Source organism: Neobacillus niacini (assembly GCF_030817695.1).
Lineage (GTDB): Bacteria > Bacillota > Bacilli > Bacillales > Cytobacillaceae > Neobacillus > Neobacillus niacini_F.
In genome coordinates, this window is sequence record NZ_JAUSZQ010000002.1 from 4,437,770 (window position 1) to 4,463,716 (window position 25,947).

Below are 25,947 nucleotides of genomic sequence, written 5' to 3' on the forward strand. Positions count from 1 at the left end.
AGCTGTGAATGTAAAAGTTTGTGAAAATGAAAAAGAAATACAAGATGCTTTCTCTGTCAGAAGAACCGTTTTTGTCGACGAACAAAATGTCCCTGAAGAAGAAGAAATTGATCAGTTTGAGGAAGATGCTGTACATTTCGTTTCTTACCAGGAAGGCGCACCTGTTGCAGCTGGCCGCTTGCGTGTTGTGGATGGTTTCGGTAAAGTAGAACGAATTTGTGTGTTAAAGGAAGCTAGGAATACTGGAGCTGGAAAAGCAATAATGAGAGAGATTGAAGTTTACGCGCAAAAAAAAGCGCTACATAAACTAAAGTTAAATGCTCAAACCCATGCTATCCCTTTCTACGCTAACCTTGGATATGAGGTAGTTTCAGAGGAGTTTTTAGACGCAGGAATCCCACATAAGACAATGATAAAAAAAATATAATTCCAAGCACTGCCCTTCTAGCGGCAGTGCTTTTTTTCATTTCTTAAATATAAGGGCACTTTTCGATATCGGCTAGTTTTGTTATCATAGAGTTTGTCGTATTTTTGAAAAAAGAGGCTAAAAAATGAAAATTGCTATGCACCAAAACCAAAGGATTATTCTTGACCAATTAGCGAGAGAACAATATCAACTGCTATATATACATGGAAAAAATGGCGAATTGTTCTGTCCGGTTTGCCATGAAAAGGTCCGGTTATTTCTTGGCATCCATGAAGAACCCTATTTTTATCACATAAAATCTCCGGAACATAAATGCCCCGAACCAACAATCGAAGAAGATTTAGCACCGATCATGGTAGAACGGAATGGATTTCGTATCCCCCAAGGGAGAACGATAACTGAGACACCTAAAAATTCAGGCTTATTTCGTCCCGCAAAGACAATTGAATGTCCAAGCCCATTCAAAAAAACTGAAGTTGTAACCCATCTTGAACATGACTCCTATTTAAGAGAACTCGCAGCAAATGGAGTCATCCTTGATAAAAGTCAAACGGCAGCTGTTGTGGAAACAGAAGGTTCATTATTAGTTCTTGCAGGTGCAGGCAGCGGCAAAACACGAGTACTTACAGCACGTACTGCTTATATGCTCGACGTTAAAAAAATTGACCCGAGCAGCATCATGCTCGTTACCTTTACCTCAAAAGCTGCTGGTGAAATGAAAAATCGTCTGGCCGCCTATCCTCAGATTAAAAAGGAACAAATAGGAAAGTTAGTGACAGGCACCTTCCACAGTATTTTTTATCGGATTCTTATGTTTCACGATGGGAATAATTGGTCCTCAGAGCGGCTGTTGAAGAAAGAATGGCAGCGCGAAAAAATTTTTAAAGAGGCTGGCAGGGAAATTGATTTATCAGAAAAGGATTTTGCTTATGATTTAGCACTTCAACAAATTGGTTTATGGAAGAATTCACTTGTTTTTCCTCATGAAGTAAAGCCGCTTACAGATTGGGAAGAAAAAGCTGCCTACCTTTATAAGAAATATGAGGAGTATAAATCACAAAAATGCTTATTTGATTTTGATGACATGTTAATTGGCTGCTTTCAACTGCTGCGCTCGAATCCATTAATTCTGGAACAGTATCAAAATCGCTTTCATTACTTTCTTATCGATGAATTTCAGGATGTAAATAAGGTTCAATATGAACTCATCAAACTGCTTTCCGGTAAACATAAAAATGTTTGTGCGGTTGGTGATGATGACCAAGCAATCTACTCCTTCCGGGGAAGTGATCCAAGTTATCTGTTAGCATTTGAAAAAGACTTTCCTTATGCAAAATTAGTTTCGCTTGAAGAAAACTACCGCTCCTCTCATGAAATCGTCTCTTGTGCCAATGTAATGATTTCAAGGAATAAAGTTAGAAGAGTCAAGAGAATGAGGGCGCAATTTGAATCTGGTACTTCTCCAATCCTCTTTTTCCCTTATGATGAAGAGGAAGAAGCAACAATGATTGTAAACGACATCCAAGAAAAAATCGTACAAGGAGCAAAACCATCAGATTTTGCGATTTTATATAGGACGAATGCAGGTTCTCGGGCTGTATTTGAACGGTTGGCAAGTTCGAACCTACCCTTTAGAATAGATTTGGATTCAGAGGCTTTTTATGAGCGGCACATTGTTAAAAGCGTTCTTTCATTTCTGAAAATAAGCTTGGATGAAGATGACAATCAGGCATTGGCTGATATTTTACCTAGTCTATTTTTGAGTCAAACCGTGCTTAAGGATTTAAAGGCCGAAAGCATACTAAAGGATTGTACCTATTTAGAAGCCCTATCCTACTTAAAAACAAAACATGCTTTTCAAGAAAAGAAATTAAAAAAGGCAGTACAGATTATTCGCTCGTTGAAATTTGGCTCGCCGTTAAAGTCAATTGAAAGTATTGAAAAGGACCTGGGTTTTCTTGACTATATGAAAAAACGCGGCAATGAATCAAATCAGCAAGATAAAGGTTCTGATGATTTAAAGGATTTAAAAGTTGCAGCAAAAAGCTTTACAAGTATTCAAGCTTTCTTGTCTCATGCTGAACATATGTCTGCCATGAACAAGGAAATTAAAAATTTAAGCAAGCATTTTCCTGACGCCATTAGTCTAAGTACCATCCACCGGGCAAAGGGATTAGAATATAAGAGTGTCTATATCATTGGAGCAGTAGATGGAAGTCTGCCGCATGATTACGCACTAGACAGCTCTAGGCATGGCGATTTTGCTGCCCTTGAAGAGGAAAGAAGACTTTTTTATGTAGCAATGACACGAGCAAAGCAAGATCTTCTAATGTCTGTTCCCCAGAATCGAAGAGGCAAAAAAACGAATCCTTCGCGGTTTTTATCACCTCTAATAGCACGAAAGAAAAAATAACAAAAAGACCTGTTTCCATCAAGGAAAGAGGTCTTTTACCTTTTGTTTGCTCAGTTTTTTGTGTGGTTTTTTCAAATATTGTCTAAATGTACAAAACCCCCGACAAAGTGTACAAAACTCCATGAAAAATGTACAAAACTTTTGCAACCTAAAAATATTCAAGATAATCTTTCTAGAATCACTTATTTCTTATTGATCATCTTTGATATCGTATTAAAATCAAGCTGTTTTCCATCGTTAATAATCGACTGTACAATTTTATCTTCTGTTGCCTTATCTACCGGTTTGTTGGCAATTTGTGATACACGGCGGATCACATTACGAACCGTTTTTTCATCTTTAAAGTTGGCATTCTGTAAGGAATTCGCTAAATCAAAAATATCTTTCATATTTACGCCAGTTTTCTTTTCTACATTTTTAAAAAAACCATTATCCATGATAAAGATCACGCTCCTTCATAGGCTACTGATAGTGTATGAAGGAAGGGCGAAAATGTGAAGAAAATGGAAAAGAAAAGGCTGGCCTACTGATATGGCCAACCTCTTCTTTGTCTGCACGTTTATGCAGTTTTTTAATAAAAGCTTGCACCGACAATGATTAAAAGAATGAATAATACGACGATTAAAACAAAAGTTGAACCGCCGCCATATCCACCGCCGTAGCCATAGCCGCCATATCCACAGAACATAGAGTGTCACCTCACTTTGTAGTCTCATTAATAACATATGAGATATAGATACAAAGTGTACTGGGCACCCCTCTACAGACAACCTTTGAAATTTTTAACCCTTAGGTTTAAAGATTAATGCGCCGATAAATCCAAAAATAATCGCCGCTGAAATTCCGGAACTGGTGACTTGGAACATACCAGTCAAAACCCCAATCAGACCATGCTTTTCTGCATCCTGCAGTGCACCGTGCACCAATGAATTGCCGAAGCTAGTTATTGGAATGGTGGCTCCAGCACCAGCAAAGTTAATGAGTGGCTCATAGAGACCGAAGCCATCTAAAATGGCTCCTATTACGACGAGTAAGCTTAGGGTATGTCCAGGTGTAAGCTTAGCGACATCAAATAACAGCTGTCCGATAACGCAAATTAAGCCACCAACCACAAATGCCCAAAAATACATTGCTAACATAAAAATTACCCTCCCACTTCATTCATTTCTATGCTCACTGCATGTGCAATACATGGAATCGATTCTTTTTGTTGAAAACTAAGCGGCGATAACAATGCACCTGTCGCAACCACTAATATCCGCTTATATACTCCCTTTTTCATCTGATTTAACAAATGACCATACAAAACAACAGCTGAGCAACCTGCACCGCTCGCACCTGCTTGAACAGGCTGGTCATCTTTATATAGTAATAGTCCACAATCTTGAAATTGTTTCCGTTCTATATTAAGACCGTTTTTCGTTAGTAATTCGAAGGTTGTTTCCTGGCCAATTCTTCCTAAGTCGCCGGTAATAATCAAATCATAGTGGGAAGGATCTAGTTCCATATCACGAAAATGTGCGGTGATAGTATCCGCGGCCGCAGGTGCCATAGCACCTCCCATGTTATAAGGATCAGATAATCCCATATCAATGACTTTTCCAATTGTTGCTGATGTGGTAACAGGGTGCTGTTTTCCTGGGACATTTTGAGTAACTAGAGCGATCCCTGCTCCTGTAACCGTCCATTGCGCTGTAGGCGGCTTCTGTCCCCCATATTCAGTTGGATAGCGGAATTGTTTCTCAGTTGCAGCATTATGGCTTGAGGCACCTGTTAACACATTGCGTGCCCCTTTGTAATTGACCACAAATGACGCTAACGCCAACCCTTCCATCGAAGTTGAACAGGCACCAAACAGTCCGAAATATGGAATTTGCACAGTCCGTGCTGCAAAGCTAGATGGAGTGATTTGGTTGATTAAATCTCCAGCAAATAGAAATTCTATTTGCTCCTTGTCCATTTTTGCTTTTTCTAATGTCGTGGTTATAGCCTCTTCTAACAAAACTGTTTGTGCTTTTTCGTAAGAATCCATTCCCATCCATAAATCTTCATGCAAAATATCAAAGTCGTCTGCTAATTTGCCATTTGCCTCAAAGGGTCCGCCGGAGACACCCGATGCCAAGATCATTGGTCTATTTGGAAAGACCCAAGACTGTTGCCCTTTTAACAATTACAAAACCCCCCACATTCCAAGTAACGTTTTTATCAGTGCAACAACAAAAGCAGAGAACACCCCGAATAGAATAACTGATCCAGCCAGTTTAAACATATTTCCACCAACCCCTAAAACAAATCCTTCTGTTCTGTGCTCGATGGCCGCCGATATCACAGCATTTCCAAAGCCAGTTACAGGAACAGCACTGCCTGCCCCAGCAAATTGTCCTAGACGGTCATAAACACCGAATCCCGTTAGCAGCATAGATAAAAACACCATTGTTGCAACGGTTGGATTACCAACATTCTGTTCAGTGAAGTGGAAAAAATATATATAGAAATAACTTATTGCTTGACCAATAGCACAAATCAGTCCGCCGACCCAAAACGCCTTAATACAATTCTTTATTACAGGTCTTTTTAGTTCATGCTTCTGTTGCAGCTGCTGATACTTTTGCTGTTGAGGCGTCATCTTTTTCTGTTTGCTCGCCATATGCTGTCCATCCCTTCCTTACTTCATATCTGATGTCATTTTTACAATTTCGTTTAACCGTTTCTCAGCCTGCTTGTCTGTGAGGCTTCCATTATCTTTTCTTTCAACAAGCCGTACTGCCTCTAAAAAAATCTTATAGTCACTCGAAACTGTGAATTTTTCCTTCGGGTATTTCTCCTCCAGCTTTTTGTTTAAATCCTTTTCTATTTGCTTCATTCTAAAACGCTGCATATGCTTCACTTTATATACAACCAGTGTTGCTTTTTTCCCTTTCACTACAGCCACATCGTAAATCTCATCAATACTCTCAACTTCCCGCTCAATGCTTTCAGCTTTGTCCTGGCCGTTATTTTTTTCAGTAACAGTCGGGTTAGGATTGGTCGTTTTCATGAGAGCCAATTGGCTTTTCTGTTCAGTTTGCTCCTGACTGCAAGAGACCAATAATGTAACGCATACTATTAAAATTACTCGAATTATGTAGACCATTTCTTTCCCTTCCCTTATTCAAATTATAGAAATCACTACATAGTAGTTTTTTCGAGTTGACCGGAAATTATGACAAGGTTGGGATAATTTTTTGTATTTAGTTCCTACTAGGCAAAAAAAAAACTGCCGTCATAAAACTGGCAGTTTAATGATTATCTTTTAGTTTTTTTGCCGCAGCCACAGCCTTTTTTCTTTGTAGATTTTTTGGTTTGAGACTTTTTTGTTGATTGCGATTTCTTGTTATCTTGATTCATTGTTCACCACTCCCATACTTAGTCCTATTGATAAGATATGAAAGAAATCAAGAACTTGTCTCGGGCGGACAACTATTTTGCTTATTTATCTTAAATCCATAGTTGAACAATGGATTCTACGATTGCAGCTAAACCTGCAACGGCAAACACGAGAATAATTGGCGCTAAAACAACAGGTACAAGCAGGTATCCACCGACCACTGCCGCTGAAACCCAAACTCCTGTGCACCAATAACAGCTAAGCATTTCCCCAATAAATTTTTTTATTGCTGTTTCCTTAGGAAGGTAATATACCTCTATTTTCCCCTCTTCATTTTCTTCTTCAATCTCATCAAAGAAAGGATCACGGAGAAACTCTGTGATTTTATCAAATACAATAAGCCTGGTTAATCGGAAGCAGGCCAATGCCAATATAGTAAAATTCAATAAATCAATGTTCATCTTTTCCGTCCTTTCCCTATAATTAGCCTAATTTTCTTCAAAAAGGCGTTTGTCCGTTACCCAAAAGGTCCTGTTTAAATATGTTAGTAATGTAAGATAAATATCACGGATTAAGGAGGAGTAATTAATGGGTTGTGGCAGAAATAGTGACTCACGCAGTAATAGCGGCTGCGTCTGCGATGTAGTACGTGCAATTAAAGACATCCAAGATAATGCAGTATTAGATGATGAGTGTGTAGATTGTCCAAGTTGTTTCTTAGAACCGCTTGGTTCATTAGTGTCACCAGCAAGAAGGGATCGTGCTGATACTCGTGTATTTGTATTAAAAAACGCTGATGGCTCTCCATTCCACGCGTTCTTTAACGGCGAAAACAATGCTTGCGTTTCAATCTTCTTCCGCGTCGAGGATGTATTCGATAACTGTTGTGCAACACTGCGTGTCCTGATTCCAGGACGCAGCGACAACGGAGGTTTTATGCCGGTTAATCTCGTTGCTGGCGGAGACAGGTGCTGTATTAACCTTGAAAGAGTCTGTCAGGTTAATCGCTTCAGAGCAAGCAATGACTGTATTACAGTTGATTTAAATTGTTTCTGTGCGATACAATGTATTGCCGATGTAGATCTTGGTCTTTGTGACTAATACTTGGTAATAAAATGAGCCAGTCGATTAACCCGGCTGGCTTTTTGTATTTAACGCTTTATTCCAATCATCATGACATTTTTCAAACTCTCGAAAGGTATAGTTTCAGTTGTTTGATCTGGAAATCGAATGGTTACATCTTGTTTGTTGTACTCTACTAAATAGCCTTGGTAATTCTTTTCTTCTGTATAAAAAACGCATGGAACAGGTGGCAATGCTTTGGGGAAATTGTTCAAGTACTCTAACCGCTCCATAAGATCCATTTCCTTGAAGCCTTTGACGCGATTAAATGTACGTTTTTTTTCTTGATTACTTTGGGTTTTATTCTCCTGCTTTACTTCTTTAACTTTAGACTCTTTAGGCAAGTTAGTCTTAGCCAGTGAAACCTCAAAGACTTTCTTGCTGCTTTCCTCCTCTAACTGTGGTTCTTCAATCGGCAGCTGCACCTCCTGCCGGTTTGTAAAAATTTCCTGCATGTTTTTTACAGGTGTATTTAAAAAAGTCTGTGAGACGTAAAGTAACGGTCCACGTTTTGTCTTTTTCTCCATCCAATTCACCTCCATTTACCTAGCCCTACACTCTATATGTATGCAAATTGCCTATACTCGTTCTTAAAAAATATACATAGTAAAAGCCCGCTATTTAGATAGCGGGCTAATGACAATTATAAAATGTGAAAACCAGAATCGACGTGAATGTTTTCTCCCGTAATACCACGAGACAGATCACTGAATAGGAATAGTGCGGTATCACCGACTTCTTCAGGTGTTGTGGTTCTACGTAGAGGCGCTCTTTCTTCAATAACCTTTGTAATCGAATTAAAATCACTAATGCCTTTAGCTGACAGAGTTCTGATTGGCCCAGCCGAGATTGAATTGACACGAATCCCTTCTTTTCCAAGGTCTTCAGCCAAATAACGAACGCTGGCATCTAGAGAAGCCTTTGCAACACCCATGACATTATAATTCTGAATGACTCTTTCTCCGCCTAAATAGGTTAATGTGACAATACTGCCGCCTTCTGTCATTAACCCTCTAGCCTCTTTTGCCACAGCAGTTAAAGAATAAGAGCTAATATTATGCGCCAACAAGAAGCCTTCTCTTGTTGTATTCAAATACTCACCACTTAATTCTTCTTTATTAGCAAAGGCAATACAGTGTGCAACACCGTGGATGGTACCTACGGCTTCCTTAATTTCAGCAAAGCACTTAGCTACTTCTTCATCCTTAGTTACATCACATGGCAGTACAAGTGTACCTTCTGCTTCTAATGATTCCGCCAATTCTCTTACACTGCTTTCAAGTCTTTCACCTGCATAGGTAAAGATTAATCGAGCTCCTGCATTGTTCAGCGAACGCGCAATTCCCCATGCAATACTACGTTTATTTGCAACACCCATTACAACATATGTTTTTCCTTCTAAAGAAAGATTCATATAGCAATAGTCCCCCTACTTAAACATTTATATTAGTTATTAGTACTTGGTACTAATATTACACTATTTACTAAAAAATGAAAAGTTAATAACATCTAGAACTCGAGCTCCCTCTTTAATTCATCCACATATTCCTTTGATCCAGTAACGATCAGACGGTCATTTAAGAGCAATTCAGTGTCCCCATGAGGAACAATGGAGTCTTTGCCCCGGAAAATTCGTACAAAGATTACATCACCTGTAAACGGGAATCTCCTTAATGTCATACCATCAAACTGTTCATTTTGCATTCTTATTTCATGGAGTGATGTTTCTTGGTTTGTTAAAATGTTAATAACACTAGGAGTTTCAATTAAGGCCCGGAGCAATGTTTTGGTTGACATGAAAGATGAGAAAACCTCAATATCCTTTTCTCTCAGGCTTTGCTCAAGTTCGGGACTTTCAATACGCGCTATTACCCTGGATACACCCAATTCCTTCGCTTTTATAGCTAAATCAGCATTTGTCTGATCATGACCGGTAGATATAACGATGATTTCATTTTGAAAAATTTTATTTTTCTCGATTGTTTCCAACGAATAATCAAATATCTCGACTATATCAAATAAAGAATTCGAAACCATTTTATCAGATTTTTCCGTTTTAGTATGATATAAGATCGGTTCGTATAGACCCGATTTAAGTTCCCTTGATACAGGCAATGTTACTTGGTTTGCTCCTAAAAAGGCAATTCTTACTTTTGGGGCAGCCGCCACTTCTAATGGGAATAATTTTTTAAAAGCAATCGGTGTAAAAATAGAAGTTATCACGGCAACAAGAATCAGTGTTCCACTCATCTCCGGAGTAATTACCTCCATACGCTCCCCAATGGTAGCTGCAGCAATTACTAAGGATAGGGTTGATGTGAGTAAAAAACCCGAAGCCAGCACGGTCTTTGTATCGTACCAGATTTTCAGTAAATAAACCGGGACAACCTTTGAAAGTAAAAGTCCTAACAATAATAACGGAATTAATAATAATAACTTTTTATCTGCAAAAAGTGACCAAATATCTAGTTCTACACCAATCATTACAAAAAAGATTGGTATTAAAAAACCATATCCGAAGGAATCTAGTTTATGGACCAGTTCTTGGTTTGGTGATAAAAGAGAAACCAATACCCCTGCAAGGAAGGCACCCAAAATATTTTCTGCCCCTACCGTTTCTGAAAGCCCAACTAATACGATAATGAGCATAAATACAGCACGAGTCCCAATTTGTACGGTCCCTTTTGACAGTGATTCTAGTAAAGGGCGATTTTTAAACACTTTACCCACAAAATACAAAACCACTCCGGCTGCAAACAAAATCAGTAACAGCCATGTATTACCCTGCCCCGGGTCATATATAGACACAAAGACGGCCATGAGAATCATGGTTACCAAATCTGCTACAACAGCAACCAATAAGATAATTTGACCAATATTTGTCTTCATTAGGTGTGCTTCTTTTAAGGTTGGGACGACCACCCCTAAAGAAATCGTTGAGATGATGAGTGTCATTAAGAAGGCATTTTCGATAAAACCAGCAATGACAAATAAATAGGATAAACCTAATGAAAAAATAAATATACCCACAAAAATGATACCTGAAACCATGAAGGTATTTGGTTCTTTTTTTCCATTAGGCAGCGTGATAGGTTTCTTACTCCCTCTAAAAGCAGTAAAATCAATCTCTAATCCACTAAGGAACATCAAGAAAATAAATCCTAGAGTAGAAAGTGTTGATAACCACATATCTTCGTGCACTACGTTAAAACCGCTTTTTCCAATCACTAGCCCCATAATGATTTCGGCGACCACCACAGGAATATAATTTAATCGTAACCTGTGGAGTAGAATAGGTGTAACAAAGGCAACTGTCACGACCACTAATAAAGAGATTACAGAAGCATGCTGTTCCATAAGTCGTCCTCCTTCGTTTCTTTTATAAAAATTACTAAATCAACAAAAAATAAAGATAAAGGGGGCATCATTTCAATGAAAATTGATATCATCGGTGATATACATGGGTGTTTACCAGAATTTGAAGCTTTAACAAAAAAATGTGGATACCACTGGAAGGACGGAATCCCAGCACACCCAGACAACAGAACTCTTGCCTTTGTTGGGGATTTAACGGACCGTGGTCCAGCTTCCTTAAAAGTTGCAGAAATAGTCTGGCGTCTTGTAATTGAACAGAAACAGGCATTTTATACACCAGGTAATCATTGCAATAAGCTTTATCGATATTTCATAGGGAATAAGGTCCAGGAAACACATGGACTTGAAACGACGGTGGCCGAATATAAGTCATTACCTAAAAAAGATCAGCAATCGATTCGAAATAAATTTATCGACCTATATGAAAATTCACCGCTTCATTTAGTATTAGATCAAAATAGGTTAGTTATCGCTCACGCTGGAATAAAAGAAGAATTTATCGGCAAAACAAACTCTAAGGTTAAGACATTTGTCCTTTATGGAGATATAACTGGTGAGAAACACCCTGATGGTTCTCCTGTTAGAAGAGATTGGGCAAAACAATACACAGGTAATGCATTAATCGTATACGGCCATACCCCAGTAAAAGAACCAAGAGTAATCAATAATACATATAATATTGATACTGGAGCTGTTTTTGGTGGTAAGTTAACGGCGCTTCGATATCCTGAGTTGGAAATCGTTTCTGTCGATTCTACTATGCCATATATTAAAGAGAAGTTTAAAGACTTTACTTAAAAATAGGGAAAATACTCCCAAGAATATCGACAAATTTCCTAGGAAATCACCAAAAAACGCAAAAGGCTGACCTTTTTAATAGTAAAGTTTTCCGTTTTTGGGTGAATTTTTTATTAAAAGACACAAAAATTGACGTGTGAATTGGCATAGGTCTTTTTCTTTATTTATCAAGCTTTCTACGAAGTACCAATTTATTAACTTTATGAGTTGGTCGATAAAAAGCTGCTGATTCCCACTTCTATATTCAATAGGGTCTGCACTTATTCGGTTGGGGGATCAGGTTAAGCACCTGAGCTGATAAATAGGCGGAAAAATTCCGCTTATTTAGGAATTAGTATAAAAAAACAGCTTAAATAGACGGAGAGATTCCGTCTATTTACTCAAAAAATTCGAAAATGGGAGATTTTTCTTTGATTAAGCGGAAAACCTCCGCTTATTTACCCCGAAACGAGCTTTATTCTGCATTTAACCGGAAAATTTCCGCTTATTTTACTTTTGCCGGTTACTCAATTAAAGTACAAGACATCTTTTTTATTCTTAATAAAGAAACTCGCCAAGCTTGGCGAGTTTTACTTTTTTATATAATAACGATGTCAATCCGACTATCATTTCGGCACATATTTTAAGAAAAGCACCCCTAAACGGAACCCTTTAGTTTAAAAGGCAGCCTTTATGATTTCATCCATATCTAAGGGAAGTGGTGCTGTGAAATTCAATTCCATGCCGTTAAAAGGGTGTAAGAAATGGATTTGTTTACAATGTAACGCTTGTCGCTCAATTTTCAAAAGATTTCCACCATATAAATCATCTCCCAGTAACGGATGGCCAATAAAAGACATATGAACCCGTATTTGATGAGTTCTGCCAGTCTCTAGCTGTAGTTCAACATGGGTGAATTCTTTATACCTTTTTAGCACTTTGTAATGGGTACATGCATACTGCCCATCACTGCGTACTTCTCTTTCTATAATACTGTCAGCCTTCCTGCCAATGTGTTCTTCAATCGAGCCACTATCACGCCTTAAACTACCCTCAGCAAATGCTTCATACGTTCTTTTAACATGGCCGTTTTGCTGCTGCTTACTAAATAAATGATGTACATGCCGATGCTTTGCAATTAAAACAATCCCTGAGGTATCCCGGTCTAAACGAGTAACAATATGGGAGGTGGCCCTAATACCAATTTCTTCGTAGTACCCCACCAAGGCATTTGCCAAACTTCCTCTAGGATGTTCCCTTGATGGAATGGTACTCATCCCCGCTGGTTTATTAACCACCAGAATAAATGGATCTTCAAAAAGGATTTCTAATTTGATTTTTTCCCCTTTGACAGCATCACTTGGGTATTCAGGAGGAAAGATAACGGTAACGATATCATCTGCTTTTAACACATAGCGGACATTCACTTCCGTGTTATTAACCAGAATTTTACCACCTTTAAATTTTATATCCGTAAGAGCAACTCTAGAGATTTCCTTTTCTTTGAGGAATTCTTTGATCATTAGGCCCTCATGATGTTCACTAATAATCCACTGCAATTCAAAGTTTGGATTCATGATGTGCCCTCCAACAGTATGATTAGTCTGAATCTGATATAAAGGAGTCATGAACCCTCTTCCAAAAAGGAAATGGCCGGAAACGAGCAAAGCGAATTTTTTCATCTGGTACCCTGAATTGAATCGATTTTACATCCTTATGAAGCAATGTTAGATGATCAACGGTTACTTGAAAATCCGGCCGATTAACTGGTTTTAGCATACAGGTATGATGGGACGGCAGAATGAGCGGTGAGCCCACTGTCCGAAAGACACGGTTATTAATCGATGCCATCTCTGCAACCTGCAATGCAGATATCGAAGGATGGATAATCGCCCCGCCCAGCGCTTTATTGTAAGCCGTACTGCCGGAGGGTGTCGAAACACAAAGACCATCACCCCGAAAACGTTCAAAGTGCTGTCCACGGATTTCTACATCCATAACCAATGTGCCCTCGACACTTTTGACGGTTGATTCATTAAGTGCCAAATATCGAGATTCCTTTCCAGCATGCTGATACCGAATGATGACTTCTATTAAAGGATATTCAACAACCTGATATGGGGTTTTGGCAATGGCAATTACAAGTTTTTCTATTTCATCAGGTGTCCAGTCTGCATAAAAGCCGAGATGGCCAGTATGTATTCCGACAAAGGCAGTTTTATCTAAGCGGCTGCTGTAACGGTGAAAAGCATATAGAAGTGTCCCGTCTCCGCCAATCGAAACGACAATATCCGGTTGATCCTCATCATATATAAGATCAAAATCAAGTAAATAAGTACGCATTTTATGCATTAAGATATTCGATTTTTGATCTCCTTTGGAGGTAATCGCAAATTTCATAATGTTTTCTCCCTTGTACTGAAATGCTTACAATGCCTGATCAGCTTTTCTCCTCTTGCTTAAACTCCTTATTTCTTGTAAAAAATGCTTGGGCCTCTTGAATCTCACCACGAATTAAGGACATTTCCTCATCAAGACGAAACGCTGCCTCTGCAGCACTTTGCAGCCTCATTTTAATATCAGCTGGGAAAATACCTTTGTATTTATAATTTAACGTGTGTTCTATTGTCGCCCAGAAGTTCATTGCCAATGTCCTTATTTGAATTTCAGCCAGTATATTCTTTTCCCCGTGTATCGTTTGGACAGGATAACGTATCACTACATGGTAGGAACGGTATCCGCTCGTTTTTTTATGTGATATATAATCCCTTTCCTCGACGATTTCCAGGTCATTTCGGTTTCTTAATAAGCCCACAACATGATGAATGTCATCGACGAATTGGCACATGATACGCATACCGGCAATGTCCTGCATTTCCTCTTCCAATTTATCTAGTGGAATACCTTTTTGATTAGCCTTATCAAGGATACTTGCAATTGGCTTAACTCGGCCAGTGACAAATTCAATCGGTGAATGACTGGAGTCTAGCTCAAATTGTCCTCTCATGCCCTTTAATTTTATTTTCAGTTCTGATACTGCTTGTTTATATGGAGCTAAGAATTGGTCCCAATGCTTCATGATTCCACCTCAATAACAAACTATAATTTGTTCAAAATACCCCTTCTACTTTTGTGACCATCTCTTCACCATAATTGCTATTTCCTCTTATGTTGTTAATAACTTCGACTAATTCCTCATTAAAATTAGTTAACTCCATTTCTTCCTCATTAAAATGGATCCATACTGGAATTTGTTTTGTTAATGACTCTTTTAATAATGGCCAAATGGGTTCAGGAATTTCGATATATGTATACCCCTCTTGATTCTCCATTAAATAGATAAAAGAAAATTGCTTAGAGTCAACGAGAATTTGTTCTGCCTGGGTTAACCCGGTAATCGGCTCATTTGCTTGTAATCGTAACTTTTTATTTGAAATGTTCGCCTTCGTAATTAATAGTTTTTTATTCATTATTTTTACCTCCACCTTCCTACTATTTTAGCATAATCTATCCATTTCTCCCAAGAATTGCGGTTCGATCAAATACTAAGATAAAATAAAAGGATGAACAGAAAGGGATGGGACTAACGATGTCAGAGACCATTGAAATCGAATTTAAAAACCTGCTTACAAAAGTAGAATATGAAAAACTGCTTAAAGCATTTAAAGTAAAGGATGAACAAATCATCAGCCAAACAAATCATTATTTTGACACATCTAATTTTAAACTAAAGGAATTAGGTTCTGCTTTAAGGACCAGGGGAAAAAAGGATCAATATGAAATGACATTAAAGCAGCCAGCTGACGTTGGTCTGTTAGAAACAACACAAACTTTATCTGAAAATGAATTCCTTGCTGCGATTAATAATGGAATACTCCCTAAGGGAATCGTTCAGGAGCGATTGGAACAATTAAATATATCGTTAACCGATTTAGAATATTTCGGTTCTCTCACAACAAAAAGGGCTGAATTTCCTTACAAGGCAGGGCTCCTAGTATTGGATCATAGCTTATATCTCAATACTGAAGACTACGAGGTTGAATACGAAGTGGTGGATTTTCAACGTGGTCAGCTTACATTCAAAGAGCTGCTCGAACAATATAATATACCATTAAGGGTAACCCTAAATAAGATTGCTCGGTTTTATCAGCAAAAAATATAAGCGGTTTATTTGAGATATGAAAAATGCATTGATAAAATAATAATACAAACATATTTAAAGGAGTTGTCAACATGTATGAGAAAAAGCCTACTCCATACGAAGCACTTGGCGAAGATACCTTACACCGCCTAGTGGATACTTTTTATGGTCTAGTTGCACAACATCCTGATCTTGCACCTATCTTTCCAAATGAATTTTCCGAAATTGCCCGGAAACAAAAGCAATTTTTAACACAATATTTGGGGGGACCAGCGTTGTATACTGAAGAGCATGGTCATCCGATGATGCGTGCACGTCATTTGCCTTTTCCCATTACTCCTACCCGTGCAAAAGCATGGTTATCTTGCATGAAACAAGCGATGGACAAGACTGGATTAGAGGGTCCAATAAGGGATGAATTTTATTCTAGGCTCTATCTTACTGCTCAACACATGATTAATAAGCAAGATGACAGTGAGATAACAGGTGAAGATTCGTGAGTAACCCTTGGTTCACTTCCAAGCAGCAAGATTACAATTACGATAAGAAGCCACTTGAAATATATATGTTCATCGATCCTTTATGCCCAGAGTGCTGGGCACTCGAGCCAATCTTAAAAAAACTGCACATTGAATATGGCCGTTATTTTTCCATTAAACACGTATTAAGCGGGCGTATCGCAAATTTAAATGTAAGTAAAAAGAAAAATTATGAAGTGATTGCAGAATTATGGGAAAAGACAGCCAGCAGATCAGGAATGTCCTGTGATGGGAGCCTATGGTTAGAAAATCCTGTTGCTTCCCCGTATATTGCTTCTGTTGCAATAAAGGCAGCGGAACTGCAAGGCAGACGAGCGGGGATACGGTTCCTTCGCAAAGTACAAGAAAAGCTCTTTATCGAAAAACAAAACATTTCCCATTTTGAAGTATTAAAATCTTGTGCAGTAAGTGCAGGATTAGATGTCGAGGAATTTATTTCTGATTTTCATTCTGAAAGTTCGGCTAAAGCTTTTCAGTGTGACTTAAAAATCACGACTGAAATGGAGGTACAAGAAATTCCCACTCTTGTATTTTTTAACGAAAATGCAGAAGATGAAGGAATCAAAATTACTGGTTCTTACCCGTATGAAGTCTATGTGCAGATTCTTGAAGAAATGCTTTCTGAACAGCCTGTAAAAAATCAGCCGCCGCCATTAGAGACATTTTTGAAGTATTTTAAACTAGTGGCCTCTAAGGAAATTTCAGTAGTTTATAACATGTCCATCTCGCAGGTGGAACGGGAAATGAAAAAATTGCTATTACTTCAAAAGGTTGAACAGCTTCCAGCTAAATATGGTACATTTTGGCGGTACGTTGAAGAATAGCCTATTCTTGAACATGAAAAGACCTTGCAGCAAATAACTGCAAGGTCTTTTTCTATTAATACGAACAAAGGGGATGGGAGAAATTTTTCACGGTCAAACAAAGGGGTATATGTTTGTTGTGATTAACTTCACGTATAGAATATACCATGTGAGTAAGCCAATTGACAATGTGATTGTGCGTTATTTCACATAATTGTCAAAATATCATATTATTCTATTTTGGACAATACACTATTACTAGTTGATACCAAGAATAAGGTGGCATGTTCAATGAAGAATCTACCAGTTATTTTAATGATTATCTTTCTTATTTTCGGATTTTCTCTTCATATTCTTGCATTAATGAAGGTCTTTCCTTTGATCATTAGTATTCCACTTTTTTTTATTGGAATTTTTATGTTTCTTTTTTACCTGAATGATAGGAAAAGATTCAAAGGGTTTTAAAGGGAGAGTACAATTGGTACTCTCCCTTTAATTATTTGGCTGTGTAATCAGGTCTGTTGATTTCCGCTCCACTAAGGAAAGCTTCTTCGAATAATCACCGCAGGGACAGACGGTTTCTGCCTGTCACGAGGCACTTCGCTTTCCGCGGGCGGTCCGGGGAGCCTCCTCGGCGCTTAAGCGCCTGCGGGGTCTCCCCTGCCCCGTCCTCCCGCAGGACATTGATTTTTCATCGGCGAATCCGCCCACGCACGAAGAAAATGCGATAGCATTTTCGAGGAGTCTTCGTGCCTTCCGCTCCAATCAACAGAGTGCTAATATCGGAAATTAGCTTCACACATCCCTTTAAGATAATAATTGCTCTAGTTCATTTAGTTTCTCTTCAAATACTTTACATGCGTCTCTGATTGGGTCTGCGCTTGTCATATCTACTCCGGCTTTCTTTAGTACTTCAATTGGGTAATCAGAGCTACCAGAGCTTAAGAAATCGATATAGCGTTTAACCGCTGGCTCGCCTTCTTCTAGAATCTGTTTGCTTAACGCAGTTGCTGCACTAAAGCCGGTAGCATATTGATATACATAATAATTGTAATAAAAATGTGGAATTCTAGCCCATTCTAAGCCGATTTCCTCATCGATTACGATATCCTCTTCACCAAAATACTTCTTATTTAGAGCATAATATTCACTGGTCAATGAGTCTGCTGTTAGGGCCTCATTATTTTGAGCCTTTTGATGAATTAAATGTTCATATTCAGCAAACATCGTTTGACGGAATACAGTGCCTCTGAAGCCTTCTAAATAATGATTTAACAAATAAATTCTTTTTTGCTCGTCGTCAATCGTTTTTAATAAATAATCGTTTAATAGTGCTTCATTACATGTTGAGGCTACTTCCGCTACGAAAATAGAATAGTTTCCGTAAGGATATGGCTGATTTTTTCTTGTATAGTAGCTATGGACGGAATGGCCAAATTCATGGGCCAGCGTAAATAAGTTATTCACATTATCCTGCCAATTCATCAAAATATATGGATTTGTCCCATATGCTCCAGAAGAATATGCTCCGCTTCGCTTTCCTTTATTTTCGTGTACGTCTACCCAGCGGTTCTCAAAGCCCTCTTTTAGAATCTGTGAATACTCCTCCCCTAATGGAGCAAGCCCTTTTATCACAAGCTCTTCTGCTTGTTTATAAGGGATTTCCATTTTGACATCTTTTACAAGAGGAGTGTAAAGATCGTACATATGCAGTTCGTCTACCCCTAAAACCTTTTTACGGAGTTTCACGTAACGGTGTAATAAGTATAAGTGATCATTTACCGTATTTACTAAATTATCATACACGCTTTCAGGAATATTATTTGCAGACAGTGCTGCATGCCTGGCAGAATCATATTTTCTGATTCTTGCATTAAAATTATCTTTTTTCACATTCCCGCTGATAGTGCTGGCAAAGGTATTGCGGAACTTTCCATATGTTTCGTAAACTGCTTTAAAGGCATCACGGCGAACTCTTTGGTCGGCACTTTCGAGAAAACGGATATATCGGCCGTGTGTAATCTCAACCTCTTCACCATTTTCATCTTTTACGGAAGGGAACTTTAAATCTGCATTATTTAACATCCCGAAGGTGTTGCTGGAAGCGTCCATTACTTCGCCAGCTTCTGCTAATAATGCCTCCATCTCTGCTGACAAAACGTGTGGTCTTTGAAGATTGATCTCTTCAATCGCATGCTCATAAAGCTTTAATTCAGGTTTTTCATTTAAAAACCCATTCACTTTACTTTCCTCTAGCGAAAGAATTTCAGGAACAATAAAAGCTAATTGACTGCCAGCTTGCGAATATAGATTTTTCATCCTGTCATCTAATCCCTGGTAAAAGGAATTCGTTGTATCCTGGTCATAACGCATATGGGCGTATGTATAAAGCTTGCCAATTCTTTCAAGCAGCTTATCTTGAAATTGGAGAGCATTATAAAGAGTATTGGCACTTTCCCCAAGTTTCCCTTCAAACTCTTTGATTCCAGATATTTGGCTTTTCACATCTCGAAATTCATTTTCCCATTCTTTATCACTAGCAAAGATATCTTCCAATCTCCATGTATCTTCAACAGGAATTTCACTTCTTGAAGGCAGCGCCTTTACTGCAGCTTCGTTTGCCATATTTCATCCTCCATTCAAGAATATTCGGATTACGAAAAAAATTTTTAACCCTGTTAATTATTCTCCTTTTTTTGTTGTTTTTCCTTTAACTTTTTTAGCTTTACCCAATATATTATGCCCTAAAGTTATATTTCATTTATATACTTGCAAGGATGAACTTATTTTTTTGACAAAATTCATTCCTGCGTTCTTCCTTTTCCCGATTTGATTTTGGGATGAAGATTTTAGTTTGGAGTTGAAAAACAGTCTCGCTTTTGTTTGTGAGTATTCCAAGTCTTTCTAGTTGCAGAAAATACTCCTTCACTGCATTAAAGGATATTACATTTGGCAGTTGAGGCATATTCCTGTTAATAATCTCGGTTTTCATTATTCTCTTATTGTAATGTCTTTCTACTACCCTCAAGTCTATTAGGTCATTAGGTGATTTATCTTGCAGAACATCTAAGTACAAATAGGTTTGCCAAATAATTGGAGGTGTTTGAATGAATAGCGATTGGCTGCCGGGTAAACCGATTTCAGGGGGAAGTAAATATAAGTTGAGGTTATGCATATAGATTTCGCGAAGAAATCGATTTAGTTCAGGATTTGGATGGAGTGACCAGTTCCATATAAATTTCTCCATTTCCATTGTCCATTTGGCAAAACTGAAATGATTGGTTGGTTTTGGTGCTAAAATTTCTTCTATAACCGTTTTTTGGAGAGGGTAATGGGTAACGTATGCGAGTGCATTTTTTATGGAATAATGTTGGATTGAACTGAGGATTTTAAACTGTTGTTCTTCGGGGCAATAAGAAGGAAGGATCAAATGGTTATCCTTTGTTTTTCTTAAAAAGAAATAATCAAAGCCCGACAAAGAAAAGATATTTTTCCTTTTTGCTTTCATATGTTTACTGCCCATGATCCAAAGAGGAATGTAATTTTGTTGGTAATAAGCTGCTGTTCGCTTGATAAATATATCTTCTGAAATCGGCGAACACTGGTATTCCAATGCATATTTGTTTCCACCATATTGGAATACGATATCAGGGCGTTGTTTAATAATAGAATCATAAAATTCTAATGCTGCAGGAATTCCTTGTCTTTCTAGCCACTGATATAGTTGAAGTTTACCTTTCATATGATAAAGCGTTTCACTCTCATGAAAATCCCTGCAAACCGTACCGCTTCGATGGGCAAAATGAAAAATTCGTTGATTCCCCAATTTAAGAGAAACTCGCTCCCCACAAGCTGGACAAAAAAATTCTTCATTTTTGCGTATTATAAGCAGCATCTCTTTCTTATACTCCGTGCCTAAGCTAAATATGGTACCAGATTTCATTTGTGCCGTCAGCAATGGTTATCTACCTCCTTTTCTTTTCTTACATTCGTGTTTTCTTATACAAAATCCTTTTTTAAAATTTTAAAATAAAAAGAAAACCCGCCATTATGACGGGTTTGTGAACTTAAAGAAGCGGTGATAGTAACCTTGCTGTAGACTCAATTAACCGTAAGCCAATATGTCTCTTCCCAAAAGAGGTTAATTCAAGCTGTTTCGCATATTCTAGATCATTAATATACTCCGCTACTAGTTTTTGAGTACTTTTTGTACGAAATAAAAAAGCATTTACCTCAAAATTCAAATGAAAACTGCGCATATCCATGTTTGAAGTTCCAATTGAAGCAAGTTCATGATCGACAATCACAATTTTACTATGCATAAACCCGCGTTCATATTCATAGACCTTTACACCAGCTTCCAAAAGCTCAGGAAAATAGGATCTAGAAGCATGAAAGACAATTCGTTTATCTGGGCGGTTAGGTACAAGTAATCTTACATCAATGCCGCTAAGAGCAGCCACTTTTATCGCTGAAAATATATCTTCATCAGGGATAAAGTATGGTGAGGCAATCCAAACAGACTCCTTTGCTGATGTAATCATCGAGAAAAAGATATTCTTAATAACACTCCATTCATTGTCGGGACCACCGGCAATTAATTGAACACCGCCATGATTTTTTTCATCGATCTGCGGTGACAAATATTCTGCTGTTAAAAAGCTATGGTTCGTCATATAATACCAATCTTGTAAAAAAATTAACTGCAGCGACCTTACAGCCTCTCCACGTAACATTAAGTGGGTGTCTCGCCAAAAGCCATATGTGTGATTTCTTCCTAAATATTCATCACCTATATTTAGGCCGCCCACAAACCCTATCATCCCATCAATGACAATAATTTTGCGGTGATTTCTAAAATTAAATTTATTATTTAAAAATGGCAGCTTAACAGGACCGAAACAAACCGTTTCTACGCCAGCGTTTTTTAGGTCGTTGATATACTTTTTGGATAACTTCCAGGAACCTACTGCGTCATATAGGAATCGGACTTTAACCCCTTGTGAAGCCTTATCAATTAATATCTCTTTAATTTCTTGTCCAATCCTATCATCGCGGACAATATAATACTCGATATGGATGTGATGCCTAGCTCTATTCAATTGCTCAAGTATATGATGAAAGGTTTCTTCCCCGTTGGTTAGTACCTTTGTAGCTGTATCAAAGGAAATCGGACTGTTACCCAATTTTTGTGCCAAAGTAAATAGCCTTGCTTGGTGCTCGGCCATAAGTCCAAGTTTCTCTTCACTTCGCGGGTCATTTTCACCCTCCACTGTCAAAAAGGCTTGTTTATCAAGAAAATATTTCTTCCGATACATTTTTTCCTTACGATAATTTCTTCCGAAAAGTAAATAGAAAAAGAAACCCACTAGTGGAAAGCTCCCCAAAACAACCAGCCAGGTTATGGTTTGTGTTGGATGCCGGTTCTCTAAAAAAATAACGAATCCAATAAAAATAACAGACAACGTTATTAAAAGGCTGAGAAAACCAAAGATTCCATCATTTAAATACTCTTTAAAGAAAAACATAAGTATGGATAGAACCAGTAAAAACAAGACAACCCTTACTGTGTTTTTCAGTCTCATCACCCTCAAACAGAGTTTAACCTATGTAAAAAATACCGATTTCAAAAATCGAAATCGGCACGTTTATTTAAAATGTTTTCTTATTTCAGCAAAAACATTCTCAGAAATTATCTTTTTACCATACTCCTGAATTCGATGGATGGTTAACTGCGTTTCATAACCATATTCGAGCAGGATACTTAGGATATCATCAATTTCGTCCTCTTCAAACAAATCCTCAGGAAACTCAGTATATAAATAATATTTATTATCAAAGTTGTACAACACAGTGATTAAATCATCTAATCCGCCCCGATTTGACAACATAATAACATCTTCAAAATCTTTGAAAGCAATTAAAAACTCTAAAGACTCCTCTTCAAGTAAAAGGTCATCATCATCGCGATGTCCAGGATTGAAATGGTGATCCAAGATATCTTCAATATTGCCATCAACTGGCAGATCCTTTAATTTTTCATTTGGAATTGGCAGCTCAAACTTTTGTCCATCCTTTGAGACCTGTGCTTTTGTTACAAGAATTTCTAGCCCTTTCTCTAACGCCTGCACTTGAATCCACAGCGGACCTTCGACTACAAACTCTTCCTCTTGATGAACTTCATCCATCATTTCCCAGAAAAGCTCCTCACTTCGCTCCCGATTGTACCAAATTTCTTCTCGATCAAAGCCTCGTTCTTCTATATCACCATAAGAGATGTAAAACTTTACTGTATTCTCATTAATTCGTTCGATTTCCATCGTTACCTCTCCCTTCCGTTTCCTTATTGAAGGGACAATATACCCCCAGCAGACAATGCTTTTTAGCAATTACCCAAGTAGAAAGGATTTATTAATGTAATGAAAAAAAGAATATAATCCTTGTACTTTCATTTTATGTCAAAAGTATCAAATTGGGAAATAAAATTACCCATAATTGCAAAAACCATTAATTTGCCTATTAATTAGATATTCCTTATATTGTAACAAAATTACACTGAAATCTCAAACTAAAAGGGGTGCAAAAAAAGCCTTCAGTTTGAAGGCTTAGTCTTATTAGTTTAATTTACCATACGCTGCGCTTCTCTTAATTGGAAGGTACGTACTCTTCTCGGTAAAAACCGTCGAATTTCGTCCTCATTATATCCAACCTGCAGACGCTTCTCGTCAATAATAATCGGGCGGCGTAATAATCCAGGATTTGCTTTAATTAATTCAAATAAATCCTGAAGCGGCATAGTATCTAAATTAACATCTAATTTTTGAAAAGTCTTTGATCTTGTAGAAATAATCTCATCCGTACCATCCTCAGTCATACGAAGAATTTCTTTGATTTCTTCGATTGATAATGGCTCAGAAAAAATATTTCTTTCAGTATATGGAATTTCATGTTCTTCTAACCATGATTTTGCTTTCCGACATGATGTACAACTTGGTGAAGTGTATAATGTTACCATTCTTCTCCACACTCCTCTTTTAATTACTATCCAATTCTATAGTAAATCTATCAAAATTTATGTTTCTTGATTAAAATTATTATAAATAAGTAATTTATATCATTAATTATACACCACTGTTTCTAAAAAAGGTATCCCTTTTTCAAAATTTATTGAATGTCAAACTTTTAGCCTATTTTTTTCTTTTCATTATATTAGACGAAAAAATAACGAAAAAGTTTCATCCTTTCTATACCCGGAAATATTCTCAATTAAACCTCACTTAATGAAAACGCCTTCATTTTTTTGCAACTTTTAATGTTTTTCTTGCTTTACCTCTTTTAATACGGCTCAAGTTCTTTTAAAATATAAATAAGGTGAAATAAACAATACAAACAGTTGAATATAACTTTTTATTTGAATATGGAGGTATTTTCATGGCCGGGTACATAGCTGATTTATTGATGGTTGCGATTTTAATTATTGGAATTACTGCATTTATGGGTGTAATGACAAATGGTTTCGGTGAAAAGGTTTTCGGAGGAAAAAAACGCTCTGAATTCGTTGACCAAAGCGCCAGATTCCAAACAGGATGGAAAGGCGTTGGCGGGAAGAAGAAGTAATCTTTTGTTGACTTGATTCCCATTATACAATTATCTATAATAAGAATAAATAAATAAATTATTTGCTTTGGCGATGACAAAGAGTAGTACGTATTTTGAACCGATTCAGAGAGTTTGTGGCTGGTGAAAACAAACACGGAAAAATACCGAATGGACTTTTGAGCTTCTTTCTGAACTTCTTAATGATCAGTAGGAAAAGACGTTTACCTTGCGTTAAAAGGATACCAAGCTATCCATTAAAGATAGTTCTGGAATTGAGTGACTCTTTTGAGTAATTTAGGGTGGTACCGCGAACCATTCGTCCCTATCGTTTTTGGGGACGAATGGTTTTTTTATTTATATATATAATTTAGGAGGATTTCGCTCATGAAGACAATTTTTTCAGGAATTCAGCCAAGTGGCACCATTACACTTGGAAACTATATTGGGGCAATGATGCAATTTGTTGAACTGCAAAATGATTTTAATTGCTACTTTTGCATCGTCGACCAACATGCGATAACGGTCCCGCAGGATCGGTTAGAGCTTCGAAAGAATATCCGCAGTTTAGCAGCCCTTTACTTGGCTGTTGGGATTGATCCAGAGAAAGCAACCTTGTTTATCCAGTCAGAAGTTCCAGCTCATGCCCAAGCAGGATGGATGATGCAATGTATTTCATATATTGGTGAATTGGAAAGGATGACTCAATTTAAGGATAAGTCAGCTGGTAAAGACGCGGTTTCCGCAAGTTTATTAACCTACCCTCCATTAATGGCCGCAGACATTCTTTTATATAATACCGATCTTGTTCCAGTTGGAGAAGATCAGAAGCAGCATATGGAATTAACGCGTGATTTAGCTGATAGATTTAATAAAAAATATGGGGAAGTTTTAACTATCCCAGATATTCGCATTCCTGAAGTAGGCGCAAGGATTATGTCATTGCAGGAACCTACAAAGAAAATGAGCAAATCTGACCCAAACAATAAAGCGTTTATTACACCTTTAGATGAGCCAAAACAAATTGTGAAGAAAATAAAAAGTGCGGTTACAGATTCTGAAGGGATTGTTAAATTTGATAAAATCAACAAGCCTGGAATCTCTAACTTGCTATCCATTTATTCCATTCTCAGCAATAAAACCATTCCAGAGATTGAAGAAATGTATCAAGGCAAAGGATATGGCGATTTCAAAGGCGATTTAGCACAAGTAGTAGTAGATGTATTTGAGCCAATCCAAGAAAAATATAATAACCTAATGGAATCAACAGAACTAGACAGAATCTTGGACAAAGGCGCTGAAAAAGCAAACCAAGTAGCAAGCAAAACCCTCAAGAAAATGGAAAATGCAATGGGATTAGGAAGAAAAAGACGCTAAAAAACAGGTC

General features: G+C 37.6%; 28 protein-coding genes and 1 other annotated feature. Of the genes, 9 read left to right on the forward strand and 19 right to left on the reverse strand.

The features are described 5' to 3' along the window. Positions 1-4: 4 nt before the first annotated feature. Together QFZ28_RS22410 and QFZ28_RS22415 are read left to right on the forward strand one after the other, a co-directional pair. Positions 5-427 (forward strand): GNAT family N-acetyltransferase, encoded by a 423-nt coding sequence (locus QFZ28_RS22410; protein WP_307196708.1) that lies wholly within the window; start codon positions 5-7, stop codon positions 425-427. 124 nt (positions 428-551) lie between these two features. After that, positions 552-2,840 carry a UvrD-helicase domain-containing protein gene (locus tag QFZ28_RS22415; RefSeq protein WP_307196709.1) on the forward strand — a complete coding sequence of 763 codons (2,289 nt, stop codon included), beginning with the start codon at positions 552-554 and terminating at the stop codon, positions 2,838-2,840. A 182-nt stretch (positions 2,841-3,022) separates the two neighbouring features. On the opposite strand, the gene QFZ28_RS22420 is transcribed toward QFZ28_RS22415, so the two are convergent. The 7 genes from QFZ28_RS22420 to QFZ28_RS22450 all read right to left on the reverse strand — a co-directional run bounded on the left by QFZ28_RS22420 (position 3,023) and on the right by QFZ28_RS22450 (position 6,668). Next, positions 3,023-3,277, reverse strand: coding sequence for a stage VI sporulation protein F (locus tag QFZ28_RS22420; protein ID WP_283864247.1), 255 nt, complete (start codon positions 3,275-3,277; stop codon positions 3,023-3,025). 134 nt (positions 3,278-3,411) lie between these two features. Then, positions 3,412-3,528, reverse strand: coding sequence for a YjcZ family sporulation protein (locus QFZ28_RS22425; RefSeq protein WP_082799360.1), 117 nt, complete (start codon positions 3,526-3,528; stop codon positions 3,412-3,414). Between the two features lie 94 nt (positions 3,529-3,622). Then, entirely contained in the window at positions 3,623-3,979 is a 357-nt protein-coding gene (gene spoVAE / locus QFZ28_RS22430; RefSeq protein ID WP_307196710.1) for a stage V sporulation protein AE, read from the reverse strand. A gap of 5 nt (positions 3,980-3,984) precedes the next feature. Next, positions 3,985-5,010 (reverse strand): stage V sporulation protein AD, encoded by a 1,026-nt coding sequence (gene spoVAD / locus QFZ28_RS22435; protein WP_307196711.1) that lies wholly within the window; start codon positions 5,008-5,010, stop codon positions 3,985-3,987. Continuing rightward, on the reverse strand, positions 5,011-5,487 hold the full coding sequence (gene spoVAC, locus QFZ28_RS22440; protein WP_307196712.1) for a stage V sporulation protein AC: 477 nt from the start codon (positions 5,485-5,487) through the stop codon (positions 5,011-5,013). An 18-nt stretch (positions 5,488-5,505) separates the two neighbouring features. Beyond that, the gene (locus tag QFZ28_RS22445) at positions 5,506-5,973 is read right to left on the reverse strand and encodes a YhcN/YlaJ family sporulation lipoprotein (protein WP_307196713.1); all 468 of its coding nucleotides are present in this window, start codon (positions 5,971-5,973) and stop codon (positions 5,506-5,508) included. Between the two features lie 344 nt (positions 5,974-6,317). Then, positions 6,318-6,668, reverse strand: a complete 351-nt coding sequence (locus QFZ28_RS22450) for a DUF1360 domain-containing protein (protein WP_307196714.1) — start codon at positions 6,666-6,668, stop codon at positions 6,318-6,320. A 127-nt stretch (positions 6,669-6,795) separates the two neighbouring features. On the opposite strand from QFZ28_RS22450, the gene QFZ28_RS22455 reads away from it, so the two are divergent. Further along, positions 6,796-7,308 (forward strand): CotY/CotZ family spore coat protein, encoded by a 513-nt coding sequence (locus QFZ28_RS22455; protein ID WP_307196715.1) that lies wholly within the window; start codon positions 6,796-6,798, stop codon positions 7,306-7,308. A 50-nt stretch (positions 7,309-7,358) separates the two neighbouring features. On the opposite strand, the gene QFZ28_RS22460 is transcribed toward QFZ28_RS22455, so the two are convergent. The 3 genes from QFZ28_RS22460 to QFZ28_RS22470 all read right to left on the reverse strand — a co-directional run bounded on the left by QFZ28_RS22460 (position 7,359) and on the right by QFZ28_RS22470 (position 10,686). Then, on the reverse strand, positions 7,359-7,856 hold the full coding sequence (locus tag QFZ28_RS22460; RefSeq protein WP_307196716.1) for a CotO family spore coat protein: 498 nt from the start codon (positions 7,854-7,856) through the stop codon (positions 7,359-7,361). 116 nt (positions 7,857-7,972) lie between these two features. Beyond that, positions 7,973-8,743, reverse strand: a complete 771-nt coding sequence (gene fabI / locus QFZ28_RS22465; protein WP_307196717.1) for an enoyl-ACP reductase FabI — start codon at positions 8,741-8,743, stop codon at positions 7,973-7,975. A gap of 95 nt (positions 8,744-8,838) precedes the next feature. Then, positions 8,839-10,686 (reverse strand): monovalent cation:proton antiporter family protein, encoded by a 1,848-nt coding sequence (locus QFZ28_RS22470; RefSeq protein ID WP_307196718.1) that lies wholly within the window; start codon positions 10,684-10,686, stop codon positions 8,839-8,841. Positions 10,687-10,761: 75 nt separating this feature from the next. Between QFZ28_RS22470 and prpE the strand changes: the two genes are divergently transcribed. Next, on the forward strand, positions 10,762-11,502 hold the full coding sequence (prpE, locus tag QFZ28_RS22475) for a bis(5'-nucleosyl)-tetraphosphatase PrpE (RefSeq protein ID WP_307196719.1): 741 nt from the start codon (positions 10,762-10,764) through the stop codon (positions 11,500-11,502). A gap of 656 nt (positions 11,503-12,158) precedes the next feature. Here prpE and QFZ28_RS22480 read toward each other — a convergent pair. Genes QFZ28_RS22480 through QFZ28_RS22495 form a run of 4 tightly spaced genes read right to left on the reverse strand, consistent with a single transcriptional unit; the run spans position 12,159 to position 14,951 of the window. Continuing rightward, positions 12,159-13,058, reverse strand: coding sequence for an RluA family pseudouridine synthase (locus tag QFZ28_RS22480; protein WP_307196720.1), 900 nt, complete (start codon positions 13,056-13,058; stop codon positions 12,159-12,161). A gap of 22 nt (positions 13,059-13,080) precedes the next feature. Next, on the reverse strand, positions 13,081-13,881 hold the full coding sequence (locus QFZ28_RS22485; RefSeq protein ID WP_307196721.1) for an NAD kinase: 801 nt from the start codon (positions 13,879-13,881) through the stop codon (positions 13,081-13,083). Positions 13,882-13,921: 40 nt separating this feature from the next. Further along, complete coding sequence (locus QFZ28_RS22490) at positions 13,922-14,560, reverse strand: GTP pyrophosphokinase (RefSeq protein ID WP_307196722.1); 639 nt, start codon at positions 14,558-14,560, stop codon at positions 13,922-13,924. Between the two features lie 31 nt (positions 14,561-14,591). Then, positions 14,592-14,951: a UPF0738 family protein gene (locus QFZ28_RS22495; protein ID WP_307196723.1), complete on the reverse strand. Its 360-nt coding sequence runs from the start codon at positions 14,949-14,951 to the stop codon at positions 14,592-14,594. A gap of 119 nt (positions 14,952-15,070) precedes the next feature. Here QFZ28_RS22495 and QFZ28_RS22500 point away from each other — a divergent pair, with 119 nt between their 5' ends. The 3 genes from QFZ28_RS22500 to QFZ28_RS22510 all read left to right on the forward strand — a co-directional run bounded on the left by QFZ28_RS22500 (position 15,071) and on the right by QFZ28_RS22510 (position 16,985). After that, positions 15,071-15,643 carry a CYTH domain-containing protein gene (locus QFZ28_RS22500; RefSeq protein ID WP_307196724.1) on the forward strand — a complete coding sequence of 191 codons (573 nt, stop codon included), beginning with the start codon at positions 15,071-15,073 and terminating at the stop codon, positions 15,641-15,643. 71 nt (positions 15,644-15,714) lie between these two features. Beyond that, complete coding sequence (locus QFZ28_RS22505) at positions 15,715-16,122, forward strand: globin domain-containing protein (protein ID WP_307196725.1); 408 nt, start codon at positions 15,715-15,717, stop codon at positions 16,120-16,122. Next, complete coding sequence (locus tag QFZ28_RS22510) at positions 16,119-16,985, forward strand: ClpXP adapter SpxH family protein (protein ID WP_307196726.1); 867 nt, start codon at positions 16,119-16,121, stop codon at positions 16,983-16,985. Before QFZ28_RS22505 ends, QFZ28_RS22510 begins: the two co-directional genes overlap by 4 nt. Positions 16,986-17,771: 786 nt before the next feature. Here the strand turns inward: QFZ28_RS22510 and pepF are convergent. The 5 genes from pepF to spxA all read right to left on the reverse strand — a co-directional run bounded on the left by pepF (position 17,772) and on the right by spxA (position 23,979). Continuing rightward, entirely contained in the window at positions 17,772-19,589 is a 1,818-nt protein-coding gene (pepF, locus tag QFZ28_RS22515) for an oligoendopeptidase F (protein ID WP_307196727.1), read from the reverse strand. A gap of 136 nt (positions 19,590-19,725) precedes the next feature. Then, on the reverse strand, positions 19,726-20,922 hold the full coding sequence (locus QFZ28_RS22520) for a competence protein CoiA (protein WP_307196728.1): 1,197 nt from the start codon (positions 20,920-20,922) through the stop codon (positions 19,726-19,728). Positions 20,923-21,031: 109 nt separating this feature from the next. Then, a complete protein-coding gene (gene cls / locus QFZ28_RS22525) occupies positions 21,032-22,543 on the reverse strand; it encodes a cardiolipin synthase (protein ID WP_307197096.1) in 1,512 nt (503 codons plus the stop codon). Between the two features lie 69 nt (positions 22,544-22,612). Beyond that, a complete protein-coding gene (gene mecA, locus QFZ28_RS22530; protein ID WP_307196729.1) occupies positions 22,613-23,284 on the reverse strand; it encodes an adaptor protein MecA in 672 nt (223 codons plus the stop codon). Between the two features lie 299 nt (positions 23,285-23,583). Next, positions 23,584-23,979: a transcriptional regulator SpxA gene (gene spxA, locus QFZ28_RS22535; protein WP_045519743.1), complete on the reverse strand. Its 396-nt coding sequence runs from the start codon at positions 23,977-23,979 to the stop codon at positions 23,584-23,586. Between the two features lie 416 nt (positions 23,980-24,395). Here spxA and QFZ28_RS22540 point away from each other — a divergent pair, with 416 nt between their 5' ends. Beyond that, entirely contained in the window at positions 24,396-24,581 is a 186-nt protein-coding gene (locus QFZ28_RS22540; protein ID WP_307196730.1) for a hypothetical protein, read from the forward strand. Between the two features lie 64 nt (positions 24,582-24,645). Further along, positions 24,646-24,890, forward strand: a binding site (T-box leader). Between the two features lie 57 nt (positions 24,891-24,947). Next, complete coding sequence (trpS, locus tag QFZ28_RS22545) at positions 24,948-25,937, forward strand: tryptophan--tRNA ligase (RefSeq protein WP_307196731.1); 990 nt, start codon at positions 24,948-24,950, stop codon at positions 25,935-25,937. Positions 25,938-25,947 lie beyond the last annotated feature (10 nt).

What these genes read in the sequence shown, in the direction of transcription:
- QFZ28_RS22415 (WP_307196709.1), top strand. Translation starts at nt 552, where the DNA reads ATGAAAATTGCTATGCACCAAAACCAAAGGATTATTCTTGACCAATTA.
- QFZ28_RS22420 (WP_283864247.1), bottom strand. Translation starts at nt 3,277, where the DNA reads ATGGATAATGGTTTTTTTAAAAATGTAGAAAAGAAAACTGGCGTAAAT.
- QFZ28_RS22425 (WP_082799360.1), bottom strand. Translation starts at nt 3,528, where the DNA reads ATGTTCTGTGGATATGGCGGCTATGGCTACGGCGGTGGATATGGCGGC.
- spoVAE (WP_307196710.1), bottom strand. Translation starts at nt 3,979, where the DNA reads ATGTTAGCAATGTATTTTTGGGCATTTGTGGTTGGTGGCTTAATTTGC.
- spoVAC (WP_307196712.1), bottom strand. Translation starts at nt 5,487, where the DNA reads ATGGCGAGCAAACAGAAAAAGATGACGCCTCAACAGCAAAAGTATCAG.
- QFZ28_RS22445 (WP_307196713.1), bottom strand. Translation starts at nt 5,973, where the DNA reads ATGGTCTACATAATTCGAGTAATTTTAATAGTATGCGTTACATTATTG.
- QFZ28_RS22450 (WP_307196714.1), bottom strand. Translation starts at nt 6,668, where the DNA reads ATGAACATTGATTTATTGAATTTTACTATATTGGCATTGGCCTGCTTC.
- QFZ28_RS22455 (WP_307196715.1), top strand. Translation starts at nt 6,796, where the DNA reads ATGGGTTGTGGCAGAAATAGTGACTCACGCAGTAATAGCGGCTGCGTC.
- QFZ28_RS22460 (WP_307196716.1), bottom strand. Translation starts at nt 7,856, where the DNA reads ATGGAGAAAAAGACAAAACGTGGACCGTTACTTTACGTCTCACAGACT.
- fabI (WP_307196717.1), bottom strand. Translation starts at nt 8,743, where the DNA reads ATGAATCTTTCTTTAGAAGGAAAAACATATGTTGTAATGGGTGTTGCA.
- QFZ28_RS22470 (WP_307196718.1), bottom strand. Translation starts at nt 10,686, where the DNA reads ATGGAACAGCATGCTTCTGTAATCTCTTTATTAGTGGTCGTGACAGTT.
- prpE (WP_307196719.1), top strand. Translation starts at nt 10,762, where the DNA reads ATGAAAATTGATATCATCGGTGATATACATGGGTGTTTACCAGAATTT.
- QFZ28_RS22480 (WP_307196720.1), bottom strand. Translation starts at nt 13,058, where the DNA reads ATGAATCCAAACTTTGAATTGCAGTGGATTATTAGTGAACATCATGAG.
- QFZ28_RS22485 (WP_307196721.1), bottom strand. Translation starts at nt 13,881, where the DNA reads ATGAAATTTGCGATTACCTCCAAAGGAGATCAAAAATCGAATATCTTA.
- QFZ28_RS22490 (WP_307196722.1), bottom strand. Translation starts at nt 14,560, where the DNA reads ATGAAGCATTGGGACCAATTCTTAGCTCCATATAAACAAGCAGTATCA.
- QFZ28_RS22495 (WP_307196723.1), bottom strand. Translation starts at nt 14,951, where the DNA reads ATGAATAAAAAACTATTAATTACGAAGGCGAACATTTCAAATAAAAAG.
- QFZ28_RS22500 (WP_307196724.1), top strand. Translation starts at nt 15,071, where the DNA reads ATGTCAGAGACCATTGAAATCGAATTTAAAAACCTGCTTACAAAAGTA.
- QFZ28_RS22505 (WP_307196725.1), top strand. Translation starts at nt 15,715, where the DNA reads ATGTATGAGAAAAAGCCTACTCCATACGAAGCACTTGGCGAAGATACC.
- pepF (WP_307196727.1), bottom strand. Translation starts at nt 19,589, where the DNA reads ATGGCAAACGAAGCTGCAGTAAAGGCGCTGCCTTCAAGAAGTGAAATT.
- mecA (WP_307196729.1), bottom strand. Translation starts at nt 23,284, where the DNA reads ATGGAAATCGAACGAATTAATGAGAATACAGTAAAGTTTTACATCTCT.
- spxA (WP_045519743.1), bottom strand. Translation starts at nt 23,979, where the DNA reads ATGGTAACATTATACACTTCACCAAGTTGTACATCATGTCGGAAAGCA.
- QFZ28_RS22540 (WP_307196730.1), top strand. Translation starts at nt 24,396, where the DNA reads ATGGCCGGGTACATAGCTGATTTATTGATGGTTGCGATTTTAATTATT.
- trpS (WP_307196731.1), top strand. Translation starts at nt 24,948, where the DNA reads ATGAAGACAATTTTTTCAGGAATTCAGCCAAGTGGCACCATTACACTT.